Annotated in this window: 13 protein-coding genes and 1 tRNA gene; 7 read left to right on the forward strand and 7 right to left on the reverse strand. The window is 60.8% G+C overall.

Features of this window, described 5'->3' with window-relative positions:
- The first annotated feature begins 42 nt into the window (after nucleotides 1–42).
- Genes NKJ89_RS08665 through NKJ89_RS08685 form a run of 5 tightly spaced genes read left to right on the forward strand, consistent with a single transcriptional unit; the run spans nucleotide 43 to nucleotide 3,518 of the window.
- Nucleotides 43–540 (forward strand): phage tail protein, encoded by a 498-nt coding sequence (locus tag NKJ89_RS08665; protein ID WP_352601605.1) that lies wholly within the window; start codon nucleotides 43–45, stop codon nucleotides 538–540.
- 13 nt (nucleotides 541–553) lie between these two features.
- Nucleotides 554–1,063 carry a phage tail protein gene (locus tag NKJ89_RS08670; protein ID WP_352601607.1) on the forward strand — a complete coding sequence of 170 codons (510 nt, stop codon included), beginning with the start codon at nucleotides 554–556 and terminating at the stop codon, nucleotides 1,061–1,063.
- A 10-nt stretch (nucleotides 1,064–1,073) separates the two neighbouring features.
- Nucleotides 1,074–1,607 (forward strand): phage tail protein, encoded by a 534-nt coding sequence (locus NKJ89_RS08675; protein WP_352601609.1) that lies wholly within the window; start codon nucleotides 1,074–1,076, stop codon nucleotides 1,605–1,607.
- A 30-nt stretch (nucleotides 1,608–1,637) separates the two neighbouring features.
- A complete protein-coding gene (locus NKJ89_RS08680) occupies nucleotides 1,638–2,957 on the forward strand; it encodes a DUF8189 domain-containing protein (RefSeq protein ID WP_352601611.1) in 1,320 nt (439 codons plus the stop codon).
- An 18-nt stretch (nucleotides 2,958–2,975) separates the two neighbouring features.
- The gene (locus NKJ89_RS08685; protein WP_352601613.1) at nucleotides 2,976–3,518 is read left to right on the forward strand and encodes a GNAT family N-acetyltransferase; all 543 of its coding nucleotides are present in this window, start codon (nucleotides 2,976–2,978) and stop codon (nucleotides 3,516–3,518) included.
- 268 nt (nucleotides 3,519–3,786) lie between these two features.
- On the opposite strand, the gene NKJ89_RS08690 is transcribed toward NKJ89_RS08685, so the two are convergent.
- Nucleotides 3,787–4,056 (reverse strand): DUF6916 family protein, encoded by a 270-nt coding sequence (locus NKJ89_RS08690; RefSeq protein ID WP_352601615.1) that lies wholly within the window; start codon nucleotides 4,054–4,056, stop codon nucleotides 3,787–3,789.
- 390 nt (nucleotides 4,057–4,446) lie between these two features.
- Between NKJ89_RS08690 and NKJ89_RS08695 the strand changes: the two genes are divergently transcribed.
- Entirely contained in the window at nucleotides 4,447–5,241 is a 795-nt protein-coding gene (locus tag NKJ89_RS08695; protein WP_023761870.1) for a SapC family protein, read from the forward strand.
- Here NKJ89_RS08695 and NKJ89_RS08700 read toward each other — a convergent pair.
- From NKJ89_RS08700 to NKJ89_RS08710, 3 genes are all read right to left on the reverse strand, one after another.
- Nucleotides 5,231–5,566: a hypothetical protein gene (locus tag NKJ89_RS08700; RefSeq protein ID WP_352601617.1), complete on the reverse strand. Its 336-nt coding sequence runs from the start codon at nucleotides 5,564–5,566 to the stop codon at nucleotides 5,231–5,233. The genes NKJ89_RS08695 and NKJ89_RS08700 overlap by 11 nt on opposite strands.
- A complete protein-coding gene (locus NKJ89_RS08705; RefSeq protein ID WP_352601619.1) occupies nucleotides 5,511–5,969 on the reverse strand; it encodes a DUF6772 family protein in 459 nt (152 codons plus the stop codon). The genes NKJ89_RS08700 and NKJ89_RS08705 overlap by 56 nt, the downstream gene beginning before the upstream one ends.
- Before the next feature lie 267 nt (nucleotides 5,970–6,236).
- The gene (locus tag NKJ89_RS08710) at nucleotides 6,237–7,994 is read right to left on the reverse strand and encodes an adenylate/guanylate cyclase domain-containing protein (RefSeq protein ID WP_352601621.1); all 1,758 of its coding nucleotides are present in this window, start codon (nucleotides 7,992–7,994) and stop codon (nucleotides 6,237–6,239) included.
- 714 nt (nucleotides 7,995–8,708) lie between these two features.
- On the opposite strand from NKJ89_RS08710, the gene NKJ89_RS08715 reads away from it, so the two are divergent.
- Complete coding sequence (locus NKJ89_RS08715; protein ID WP_352601623.1) at nucleotides 8,709–9,383, forward strand: protein-L-isoaspartate(D-aspartate) O-methyltransferase; 675 nt, start codon at nucleotides 8,709–8,711, stop codon at nucleotides 9,381–9,383.
- A gap of 361 nt (nucleotides 9,384–9,744) precedes the next feature.
- On the opposite strand, the gene NKJ89_RS08720 is transcribed toward NKJ89_RS08715, so the two are convergent.
- The 3 genes from NKJ89_RS08720 to NKJ89_RS08730 form a co-directional block, all read right to left on the reverse strand.
- Nucleotides 9,745–9,821, reverse strand: a tRNA-Arg gene (locus NKJ89_RS08720).
- A 141-nt stretch (nucleotides 9,822–9,962) separates the two neighbouring features.
- A complete protein-coding gene (locus NKJ89_RS08725; protein ID WP_352601625.1) occupies nucleotides 9,963–10,925 on the reverse strand; it encodes a DUF5655 domain-containing protein in 963 nt (320 codons plus the stop codon).
- Nucleotides 10,926–11,083: 158 nt separating this feature from the next.
- Nucleotides 11,084–12,007 (reverse strand): DUF1003 domain-containing protein, encoded by a 924-nt coding sequence (locus NKJ89_RS08730; protein ID WP_352601627.1) that lies wholly within the window; start codon nucleotides 12,005–12,007, stop codon nucleotides 11,084–11,086.
- Nucleotides 12,008–12,545 lie beyond the last annotated feature (538 nt).

Below are 12,545 nucleotides of genomic sequence, written 5' to 3' on the forward strand. Positions count from 1 at the left end.
ATTGGCTCGTGTATAGTCATGAATGGAAATGAGGGACGCTGAATGTCAGAGCCGTTTCTGTCTGAAATCCGCATGCTGTCGTTCGTTTTCGCGCCCAAGGGTTGGGCGTTATGCAACGGCCAGCTTCTTCCGATCAATCAGAACCAGGCGCTGTTTTCGTTGCTCGGCACTACGTTCGGCGGCGACGGGAGAGTGAATTTCGCGTTGCCGGATCTGCGAAGCCGTGCGCCGATACATGTTGGCCAAGGACACACACTGGGAGAACGAGGAGGCGAACAAGAGCATACCTTGTCGATTTCGGAGTTGCCGACACATCCTCACCTGGCAAACGCCACCAACGGTAACGGGACTACCCCCACGAATTTTGGAAATTTCCTCGGCGCCTTCAACAATGGCTACCGTCAGCCAGCCAACTTGACGTCGCTGCATCCAGCTAGCATCGCCAATGTTGGCGGATCGCAGGCGCATTTGAATATGCAGCCATTCCTAACGCTCAGCTTCTGCATTGCCCTGCAGGGCATATTCCCATCGCCGAACTAAAGGAAGCGCGACCATGGCACAACCCTATGTTGGCGAGATCCGCATGTTCGCTGGCAACTTTGCTCCGGCCGGCTGGATGTTCTGCGAAGGCCAACTTTTACCGATCTCGGAAAACGAGACCTTGTTCCAGTTGATCGGCACCACATATGGCGGAGATGGCGAAGCGACCTTCGCATTACCCGACCTGCGCGGCCGCCTACCCATCCATCAGGGCAATGGTTTCATTCTGGCTGAAACCGGTGGCGCGGAATCGATCACACTTACAACCAATCAAATTCCAGCGCACTCACACGGGTTGTTGGCATCAACACAGACTGGCACGTCGGCCAACCCGGGAGGAAACGTTCTCGATCAAACCACCGGGACGATCTTCATGTACATCGATGGCCAAAGCCCCGATGGCGCAATGGCGGCAACCATGGTGTCGCCAGTCGGCGGCAGCCAACCACACGACAATTTCCAGCCCTATCTCTGCGTCGATTTCATCATCTCGCTGTTCGGAATTTTCCCGTCGCCGACTTAAGAGGACCGCCATGGCCGACCCGTTCATCGCCGAAATCCGCATCTTTCCGTTCAATTTTGCGCCCAAGGGCTGGGCATTGTGCGATGGGCAGTTGCTGCCACTGTCGCAGAACACGGCGCTGTTTTCTTTGCTCGGCACCACCTATGGTGGCAACGGCAAGTCCACCTTTGCCTTGCCCGATCTGCAGGGCCGCTCGCCGATGCATCCGGGCCAGGGACCGGGCTTGTCGCTGCATGACCTAGGCGAGACAGGCGGCTCGGAGACGGTCACGCTGCTCGAGAGCGAAATGCCGGCGCACTCGCACAATGTCATGGTAGGAACCCAGGACACGGCCGATGTTCAAGTTCCAAGCCCCTCGAGAATTCTTGGCAAGTCCGGCGGCGCGTTTGCTTATGTTCCCGGATCGCCAACACCGGCGCTGACACCGATGAGCGACGGTATGTTGACAACGGCCGGCGGCGCCCAGCCGCACAACAATATGATGCCGTATCTGACATTCTATTTTTGCATCGCGCTGCAGGGCGTTTTCCCACCGAGAAGCTGAATTCCGAGCCAACAGGGCAGGACCAATATGATGGCCAAGAAAGCAGAACCAAAGTCGGAAGCCCCCGCCGCGAAGATGCCGGCGGCGCCGAGAGCGGCTTCCAAAGCCAGGGCAGGCGGCGGCCGGCCCAGCCTACCGCTCGCCTATCAGCACATGCCGGCCGGCGCGGCGTTCTTCGAGCTGTCGCGGCTGATGGTGGTGGGCATCGATTCCGCGGCCGGGCGACTGATCCAGAAGGCTCAAGATGCGCCGAACGGCGCATGGCCGGCGACCTGGTCGATCATCGCTCCAGGAGCCTGGGTGATCATGACCGCCGGCCTGACCAAGGACGGTCGGGTGGCGGTGATCGCGCAGCCGTCTGGTACCACCAAGCTGTCCTTCATCACCGAGGACGCAAACCAGATCGGCCCGATCGACAAATGGACCGCGCCGATGGACATCGGCGCGCCACCCGGCGCCACTTCCTACCAGAAGCTTTCGATGGCCAACGATGCCGACGGTCGCATCGAGGTGTTCCTCACCGACAATCAGGGCCGTATCTGGTGGATCTACCAGAATCCGGACCAGATCGTGCAGGTGCAGAAAACCATCATGCCGCCCGGCTCGACGACGCCGATCGTCGTCACCGTCGACGTGCTCGCGCCGCCCGCCAAGATGTGGAGCGATTGGATCCAACTGACCGGGCAGCTGGTAGCGATCACGGCGATCCGCCAGGCCGACGGCCGCATTGCGCTGTTCGGCATCAATTCGGGCCTCCATCTCTATCGCTGCCAGCAGGCGAAGCCGCAGGCACTGAAGGTCGCCGACTGGACGCAATGGGTGCAGATCGACACCGGGCAAACCGGTGGGTTCATCGAAATGGCGCCGGTGGTCGGCCCGCTCGGCGCCACCAATCTGTTCGCCTTGACCCAGAATGGCCAGGTCTTGCACACGCGCCAGAAGCCTGCCGGATCGGACAGCTGGACGCAGTGGGCAACGCCCGGCTACAGCAGGGTGTCCAAATACACACTTGCCGCGGGCATCCAGGGCGACGGCGACATCGTACTGGTCGCATCCGACCAGCAGCTTGTCCACTCATTCAACGCCCAATATGATGCCGTCACCCAGAATTGGTCGGGATGGCGCGACTTCAGCATGTCTTCGCTGCGGACACGGCTCTCGCTCGACTACAATGCCGATGGCCGGCTCGCTTTGTTCAGCCTGCTGCTCATGCCGGACGGTACGAACGGGCTGTGGACGATCTCGCAGATGGGCATCGACAGCTCCGAATGGGAGTATGGCTGGACGACGCTTGCCGACAACAATCTCAAGCAGATTGTCGTGGTACGCGACCTGACGCCGCCGGTCTGAAGGTTGATTTCCGGCAGCGTGACAGAAGCGAAGCAGGCACAGCCCCGTCCAGTCTGGCCCCGGTCTGATAAGGCCGGGCTCGGCTTCCGTGCGGCGACGGCGGCGGATCTGCCGTTCCTGTCGCGGCTCTACGCCTCGACGCGCATGGAAGAACTTGCCGTGACATCGTGGACCGACGCACAGAAGACGGCGTTCCTCGACATGCAGTTCCAGGCGCAGCACGCGCATTACCAAAAACACTATCCCGGGGCCGACTGGCTGGTGGTGGAGCGAGCCGGACAGGACATCGGCCGGCTCTATATCGAGCGCTGGCCGAGCCAGCACCGCATCATCGACATTGCGTTCCTGCCGGCGCATCGGCGCAAGGGCTACGGCGCGGCGCTGCTGCGCGACCTGATCGACGAGGCATGGTTAGCCGGCAAATCAGCCTCGATCCACGTCGAGAAAAACAATCCGGCCAGGCAGCTTTATGTCGCGCTGGGCTTCGCAGTGGTCGAGGACAAGGGCGTCCATGATCTGATGGCCTGTGCGCCGCCGGGGGGCTGGTATGTGACGGGCTGAAGGCATGCGGGGTTGCAGGATAAAAGGTTGGTTCTGCCGCGATCCTTCACACCCCCCTCTGGCCTGCCGGCCATCTCCCCCTCAAGGGGGGAGATCGCAGCTTCGGCGCCGAGTTCTTCCTGCTGCATTCGAGATTGGCGAAAGCGGCTGAGCGCTCAATCTCCCCCCTTGCGGGGGAGATGGCCGGCAGGCCAGAGGGGGGTACTGTCCCGCTGACGTCAAGGTTCAGCGCCGCAGCGCAAGCGTCGCCTCAGAAAGCTAGCGACGCCTAATTGAACACCGCCTCGTAAAGCCGCCCCGCAGCATCGGCCGCCACCGGCACGATGAAGATCTCGTGGGTGCTGCTTGCGCCTGTGAAAAGATAGGTCGCCTGCGGCAGGGCGATTTCGCGCGGGCCCCTGAACATCAGCGAGAAACCGCCGCCCGGGCGCGGGCTGGCGGCGATGGGGTTGACCGCGCTCAGTTCGAGCGGGATCTGCCGGCCGCCGGCTTCGATGGTGAAGGTTTGTCCCTGTTCGAAATCCGATACCGATGCCATGCTATCAGCCTCAATTGTCCGTTGGAGCGGTTCAGCGTTCGGATTGCCGATCAGCTCCCGCTTGTGTTTCTTCGCAATTCCCAAGGAAAAGCGCTATGCGCTTTCCCGGGAAAACCGCTACACACTTTTCCTGAAATTGCTCGAGCGGCGGCACTGTCGCCGCTTCGCCGCAAGCTGTCCAGAGGTGGGCAGGCGGCCGGGCCGGGCCCGCAAGACAATTCGCCGCCGCAAACCCAAAAATACAGCACCGCCTGTCCTTTTATGCGCGCAAGAGACGCTGTAGTACTTTGTTCGCGCGCGGGATTCTTTTCGATCCAAGATCAGCGCAAACAAGAACAGATCCCGGCTTCGGGACCATTGGCGGCCGGATCGGCTTGCGGGAGACGGACGATGGCGGATGCAAAGACGGAAGTGGCCGGCGATGCGATGCCGCTGTTCTATTCCACGCCGGAGGCGCTCAACCCGGTGCGGCACGGCTCGCTTGGCCTGACCGCGCGCAGCGACTTTTCGTTCGCCCGCTCGGCGCACGCCATTCCGGTGGTGGCGTCGGAAATGCCGGCGGCGATGCGCTCCTACCCGATCGTCTTCATCGGTGCCGCCAAGGCGCCGGTGATCATCACCGGCGTGCGCCAGAACGAAAACCTGTTCGTCGATGCCGACGGACGGTGGACCGGGCCGCACTATGTTCCCGCCTATGTCCGCCGCTATCCCTTCATTCTGGCCGACGACCCGAACGCGCCCGGCCGACTCACGCTGTGCGTCGACCGGGCAAGCGAGCGCGTCGTCGACCAGCTCATGGCGCCATTCCGCGACAACAAGATCGCGTCGTTCTTCAGCGGCGCCGAGGCGACCGAGGCGACGAAGCAGGCGCTCGCCTTCTGCGATCAGTTCCAGATCGATTTCAGAGCCACCCGCATCATGATCGACAGGATCGACGCGCATGGCCTGTTCGCGCCGCGCCAGAGCAAAGTGACGCTGGAGGGCGGCGAAGTGCTCAACCTCACCGATTTCCAGGTGATCGACGAGCCGGCCTTCAACAAGCTGAGCGACGAAGCCTTCCTCGACCTCAGAAGGTCAGGCGCGCTCGGCCTGCTCTACTGCCACCTCGCCTCGACCAACAGCTGGACGTCGCTGGTGCACCAGGCATCGCTGCGAACCACGAAATTGCCGCCCGTCAGGCCTTGAGGTGGAGTGTCACCAGCACGAAACATTCCCCACCTTCCTCGAAGCGGGCCGTTACACGCAGCCAGTTGCCGAAATGCGTCAAGCGCGCCATCGCCATGCCGTCGCGTCGGTTGGGCATGCGGAACTCGGTGCCCTCCGGCAACCACCGCATCCCGTCCGGCGAGATTTCGACTCGTGCCATCGGCACGGGACCGCTAGGCTCCTTCAAGGCCCGAACGAAGAAAATCGCCTCGCGCGCCCATCCCGCCTCATAAGGTTCACTGGCGACCTCACCGCTCCATCGCTCGTTGCGCGCGACAATGGCGGTAATGCTCTCGGGCAGCATCAGAAATCCCCCGAAAGAGGAACGCGCGCTTGGCGACGTCGGTCTCGGCGAACACGCAGAAATTGAGCATGCACCAGAGGTTCTTCATGGCCGGAATGTGAATCGACTCGAAACCAGACAAATCGAAGCTGCGGTCGTTGCACCGCAGGGCGAGCGCCCGCATCGACTCCAGGTCGAAGTCGAAACACAGATAGGTCCAGTTCACCTTCGTCGGGATCTCATTGTAGCAGAGGCGCTGCGCGCCGCCGGCAATGTCGATCCAGCCCTCCGGCGAGAGATGGTAGTGGCTGATCGTCTTGTTCTCGGTGCCGAGCGGGATAATGCGTTCCGTTTCACGCTTGTATTGCCATTTTTGCAGATGCTGGCCGTCGAGCGCATTGAGGAAGCGCAGATGCGGCATCACCCTGTCATCGCTGTTGTCCCGGTCTCCGCCTTAGAGATCGAACAGGAAGCCGACCGAACGCACTTCCGTTTCCGACAGCTTCAGTTCGGTGGCCTCCGGCTTGAAGGTCGTGGCAGCGCCAGGAGCGGAAGCTTAGCAGGGGTCACGCCAGCGCCCAATTAGCGCTACGAAGCAGACCTTCAGCCTGGAAGCTGGGCCCGGCTTGCCACGTGGCATATCCAGGAAGCGCGTCCCCCTCCTGAACTAGGCACCGTTTTCGGCTCTATGCTATGCTATACCTGCACGACGAGCCCCTTCCTTGATCGCAGCGAGGGCAAGAGGATTGGTGACAGGATAGGTTCGGATGAAGTTCTCGACGGTGAACCTTGGAAACTCGACGGCAATCCGCCTGGCGATCGACTGCGCCTGCGCCGGCTCTTCGAGCAGCGCGTGGCACAGGGCACGGAACATCAGAGTGACGGGAATATCCGGCGGACTTTGGCACAGCGACGACAGACTGTCGGCATAGCGACCGGCGACGAACCGCGCCCGGGCGAGCTGCGCGTAGTACCAACTCGGAGCCTGCGGATTGAGGCGAAGCGCCCGTTCGGCAAGAGCACAGCCTTCTTCCGGGTTTCCACACACGAGAGCTCGGCTTGAGGCAAGCATCGACAGCACATCGGCGTCATTGGGTGCCAGGGCCAGCGCCCGGTCGTATTCCTCTGCGGCCCCGCTGATATCGCCGTCAAGGGCGCGGAGAGCGCCCATGTAAAGGCGCGTCATCGGATCGGTAGGGTCGAGCGCCAAAGCCGTTTCCACGCATTCTCGCCAGCGCTCGACCGAAGCGGCTGAATCTGGCGTGAAGGCATTGAAGGCATCGACCGCATGTGCCAATCCCAACGTCATCCAGGCCCGCGCGAAGCCGGGGTCAAGTTCCACGGCGCGGGACAGCATGCGTATGGCTTCTGCCCTCGCCTCGGTCGTGAATCTGTCGTGCAGTTCCACCCCGAGTAGATAGCAGTCGTAAGCACCCAGGCTCGAGGGAGGCTTCCGCCGAGCCACCTCGCGCCCGAGATTGGCGAGCTTGCCGAAAGTACCTGCCAGGGCATTGATGACGTTCTGTGTGATGCTGTCCTGCATGAGAAAAAAATCATCGGTCGACTCGTCGAACCGCGCCGACCAAAGGTTGGCTCCGGTCCGGGTGTCCACCAACTGCACCGCGACGCGGACACGCTGTCCGATCGCCTGGAGGGTGCCTTCCAGCAGGTAATCGGCGTTCAGTTCCCGTCCAACCGAGCGTGTGTCGCTCGCCCGTCCCCGATAGGACTGCATGGTCTGGCGCGAAATGACCGCAAGGTCGGGATAGCGCGCCAGGTCGCCGATCATGTCGGCCGACAGGCCGTCTGCCAGCCGCGTCCAGCCGTCGTCGGCGCTCAGGTTTTCGAACGGCAAAACCGCAATTACCGGCGGCTTACTGTCGTCGCCGGAAGAAAGGCCTGGTTTGGCACCGACGATCTTGCCCGCAGTGGCGGGGTCGATCAAGACACGGTACACGCAAACCGGTTCGGCGATACTTTTCATTTTCTGCTCGCCGAGTGAGGCAAAGCCGATCGGCACCTTTCCCCTCACATGGTCGCAGGCGGTGGCGGAAATCGCGATTCCTCCAGGTTCCGCCAGCCCTTGCAGCCGATCGGCGATGTTCACGGCATCGCCGTGGATGTCGTCACCCTCAACGATAACATCGCCCAGATTGATGCCGATGCGGAAATCAAGCCGCCGTTCTGGCCGCGTGAGAACGTTCACCTCCGCCTTCTGTTGCTGGATTTCGACCGCGCAGCGTAGGGCGTCGACCACACTGTGGAACTCGACCAGCATCCCATCTCCCATGGTTTTCACCAGTCGACCATGGTGCGCAGTGATCCTTGGCTCGAATACTTCGTTCAGGTCGGTTCGGAAAAGTGCACGCGTACCCTCGTCGTCGATCTGGCTCAAGCGGCCATAGCCGACAACATCGGCAATCAGGACGGCTGCGAGATGACGTTCCATCCCCCATTCCTTCGCGGATTGTTACCCGCTTTCCAAGCTTACAGCAGGTCGCAGGTTGATGCCATTGCCGCCGCCCCTGAAAGACAGCTTTTCGGGTCTGTGTATCTTGCTGCATGAGAGCCCGAATGTCGGACAGGGTCATGATCTTCGATCACATGGCATGTCCGCTTCCGAGCCAGGATTCCACGCCGTGAACGACCGGTTAGGTGAGTTCACGTCGATTCATGTGAGCGCCTGAATGTCCGCTTCCCACATTCCAAGCGTCGAAGCCACAGGTCCGCTTTGGCTCCGCCAACGGACCGTCCACTTTCCTCTGACGGCCTGGCAGCAGCCCGGTCTGCCCATGGCGATCAACGATGCAGCCCTAGCCACTGTCGTGCGTTCCCCACGGAGACTGGCACTATTGTCGGGACAGCCCTTATGCTCCGCGCTGTTTGCCAGGGGAGATCTTCTGCACGACAGAAGAACCGGCTTTACTCTCAGCGACAAGAAACTTGCACCACATTCGCCAATCGGCCTGTGACATGTGGATTTAGTCGTCGGCGTCGAAGAACTCGATGTCCGCGCCGAGAATCTCGGCGGCGGCACTGGCCTCTGCGGAGCGTCAGCCTTCCTGCTTCGACCACTTCGAGCGCACACCGAGGATCGCCTTTCGATTCGCGACAGTGGTAGACTGTACCTGGCAGCAGACTGGTTGGAGAAAGCCCCACCGTCATGAAACCGATGACCGAAGAGCACCTTGCGATTTTACGCAGGCACATGGTCGAGATGATTGCGATCCATGCCGACCTTGCAAGCGAAGAACTCGGCAAAGCAACGCTCGATGAGCGGGTGATGGCATCGATGCGGCGGGTCCCGCGGCATCTCTTCGTGCCAGCCCCGGTCGCGCCTTATGCCTACCAGGACATGCCGCTGCCGATCGGCTTCGACAAGACCGTCTCGCAGCCCTTCATTGTCGCTCTGATGACCGATCTCCTTGCTCCCCAACCGCACCAGGCAGTGCTCGAGATCGGAACTGGCCTGGGCTACCAAGCCGCAATCCTCGCGGAACTCGCCGGACAAGTTTGGAGCGTCGAAATCATCGAGGAATTCGCAAGCCATGCCGAGACTCTGCTGCAGGGCCTTGGCTTCTCGAATGTCGCCATTCGTGTCGGAGACGGGTCTCGCGGTTGGCTCGAGCACGCCCCATTCGACAAGATCCTGGTTAGCGTAGCGGCTGAGCGGACGCCGCCGGCTTTGCTGGAGCAGCTCAAGCCAGGGGGACGTCTGGTTCTGCCTTTGGTGTCTGAAGACGTACAGTTTCTGACTGTTATCGACAAGGATGTGGCAGGGCAACTCAAGACTCGGAAGCTCATCCCCGTTCGGTTCAGCCGGCTCGAAACCGTCTAATGAGGACCGCGCAACTGGCGCAAGCGCGCTTTCCGACCGTCAACCGGATATCAGCCTTTCGCATTTCTTCGCCCGTGGTGAACGCCAAGAAACGATCCGTCTCGGCCAGCGGCGACAGGCAGCTGATTGGGCGCCAGGGTGTGACATGGCGGGTCAATTGCAAACTTTCTGGTTACCGGCCCTGTGGCAAAGAACGCTCGACCATTTTCGGAGGGGTGCTTTGCCATTTGCCGGTGACGCTGTGATTGCTGCGCGGCGGAAGCCGAACGCGCTAAAGCGAAATGGTCTACTGATACCGAGTAGGCGTTGAGACACTCGCCAAAACCATTCTCACCTAACTACCTGATATTTATGTTGAAACTGGCGCACCCGACAGGATTCGAACCTGTGACCTCTGCCTTCGGAGGGCAGCGCTCTATCCAGCTGAGCTACGGGTGCTTCCCGGAATCCGGAAAACGTACCAGCCGGTGAACCGGCAAGTCACGGCTTCTTAGCGGAAGCCGCGGCGGGCTTCAACGGGCAAGTGAGTTGTGCGAAATCAAAAACGCTGGTGCACCGAATCAAAGACGAGGGCGCCAATCACGATCCTTCATACGCTCTCAGGAACAACGACTGCGCCTTCTGGAAGTCAGCCATTGACCTGATTGAAACTTGTAGATTACCGGTTCCGTAGTGGCCAATTTTCGTTACATCACGGGTAAAGCCCTCCTCAAGCTCGATTGTCCGTGGGTCTAGCTTGACGTAGACAACGGCAACCTTCGGCTGTGGATAGACCTCAAGGCAGGCGAAGTTCTTTATGCGCTTGAACGCCGTATACAGCTTTAGTTCCTTGACCTGAACGTCGTCTCCAAGGCCGATGAGAAAGTCGCGAATGGCATCATGGAGATCGCGCAAAGCCGGGCTCGCTTGCGATAGGCGGTACGCCATACGGTATGTGGCATAAGGGTCTTCCGGATCTTCGTTCGAGGTGGCCACAGTGGTCTCGCCAGGAGTACTCTTTATGTCGGGTACGGCTGAAAATGTGTTTACCTTGGCCAGTTTCGGTGCGTGAACGAGTTCCAACATGAGCATAGATTCACCAAACTGCCGGTATCTTATCAACTCGATGTTCCGGGCGATCTGCTTTACGGCATGCTGGTCATAGCGGGTGAAATCCCCGGCGACGCAGAGCAGCCTTGGGGCCGAGAAATCGACATTCTTCGCAGCTTCAGGACCAAGCTTTTCCATGGCCAACCATTGAAATTCCTTTCGATGGTCGAGAAGCCAATCAAGGTAAAATAGACCTTGATTGATGACGTTCTCGTTCACCGCGCGCTTATACTCAATGATAACGGGACAATTGTCTTCATCGAGCCCCAACGTGTCGATGCGCCCGCCGTGGACCGGTCCCGTTGAGTGTTCCGTCGCTAGGAATCGAACACCTAACAGGGCTTCAAGGTTCGCCTCAAAGATATGTTGAAGCGATTTTTCGACCTGTATGGCAGAGCCGGCTAGTTCGTGAATCTGCCCTTGGGTGAATTGAAATAGTTTAATATCGCTCAAAAAAGTACCCGCCCAATAATTACTTGAAACAGACTGTCTTGAATTTCCAGCTCAATGTCCAGTTGTGGCAACCGCTAGCGAAACATTAGAGTCCCCTGTCGTCGACCGCTGGCCGTCATGCCTGACCGGCCGTCCTCGACCTCGCACCGCGCCCATCCTCACTGCGCCGCCTCGCTCTTCACCGCCCTCTTTCTCCGCACCGCCCGCTTCGGCTTCCTGGCACCCGTCAGTTCGTGCATCGCGTCCAGCTGCATCTGCTGCATTTCGGCCAGGCGGGTCCATTGGCGCGAGATGAGGTAGTCGAGTTTTTCGTGCAGATGGCGCACTTCGAGCTCGGCCTTGAGGTTGACGCGGTAGTCGTTGAAGGAGCGCAGGCGGTCCTTGGATTCCTGCCGCCTCTGGCTCATCATGATGATCGGCGCCTGGACGGCGGCAATGCAGGAGAGCAGCAGGTTCAAGAGGATGAAGGGGTAGGGATCGAAGGCGCCCGCCATGCCGGCGAACAGGTTGATGCCGATCCACACCAGAAGCACGCTGGCAAACGAGATCAGGAACCACCAGCTGCCGCCGAAGGAAGCCATGTTGTCGGAGACGCGGTCGGCGAACGTCCGGTGCTCCTCGAACTCTTCCTCCGAGTTTTCGGAAATCGTGTCCTGCCTGGCGATCGATTCGACCACCTGGCGGTCGAGTTCGGAGAATTCGCCGTGTTCCTGCTGGAGCAGCTCCTCCATGTAGCGCATGCGGTAGCGGCCGAGCTCGGCGCGGGTGATGCGGGCGCCGGCCGGCAGGTCCGGATGATCGGATCGAATGCGGTCGGCGAGGCTCGGGCGCAGCGTGTCGATGCGCACCAGATCGCGCTTGCGGAATTTGCGGCCTGATATCGCCGATGGTTTTTTCTTCGGCTTGCCGCGGTGGGCGCCCGGAACGGACGGCTCCGAATCTGGCACGTCGGGCGTTTCGAGGTGCTCGTCCGAAGTCTGGTCGGCCTCGAGCTCCCCTGTGGTCGGCGCCTCGAAATATTCGCCGCCGCTGTCGTTCTGATTGTCTGGCGGCTGCTCGGGTGTTTTCGGGACGGTGCTCATGGTGGGGGCTCCTGCTGCGGTGCTGGGCGGGACGATAAACAGAGGTGGCGGCGCATAGCCAGCGCGGGGCACGGATTTCGCGGGCCGGACAAGTGGTTTTGATCGATCGGAGGGGTCGGTGTGGCTGGCTGCGGCCCGCTCTTCGCGGCCTCAGGGCGGGTGGGGACATTCGAGATTGGCCGAAGCCTCACCAACTTCGTCATCCACGGGCGAAGCGGACGCGTAGACCCGTGGATGACGAAGCGATCAGGGTTTGCGCTGATCGCCTACCTTGCTCGAACGGCATTGCGAACCAGGGCGTACATGGCTGCGGGAGGGTGACGGCAACAAAAAACCGCCTTGCGGCGGGTCACTGGCGCGACTCAGCACCATGCTTGGATATGTAGCATAGTTGCCCTCACCGGGCAATGCGCCACGCGCAGCCGAGCGCGATGCTTGCTACCGGCAGCTCGCCCTTCGCAGGCTCCCTGCCCTTCGGGCGTTCAGCCCCTTCAAAAGGTCCACTGGACCTTTCGATCCGCCCGAAGGCGGACCGGGG

It is taken from the genome of Mesorhizobium sp. M0047, assembly GCF_040323315.1.
In the GTDB taxonomy this organism is placed as follows: Bacteria; Pseudomonadota; Alphaproteobacteria; order Rhizobiales; family Rhizobiaceae; genus Mesorhizobium.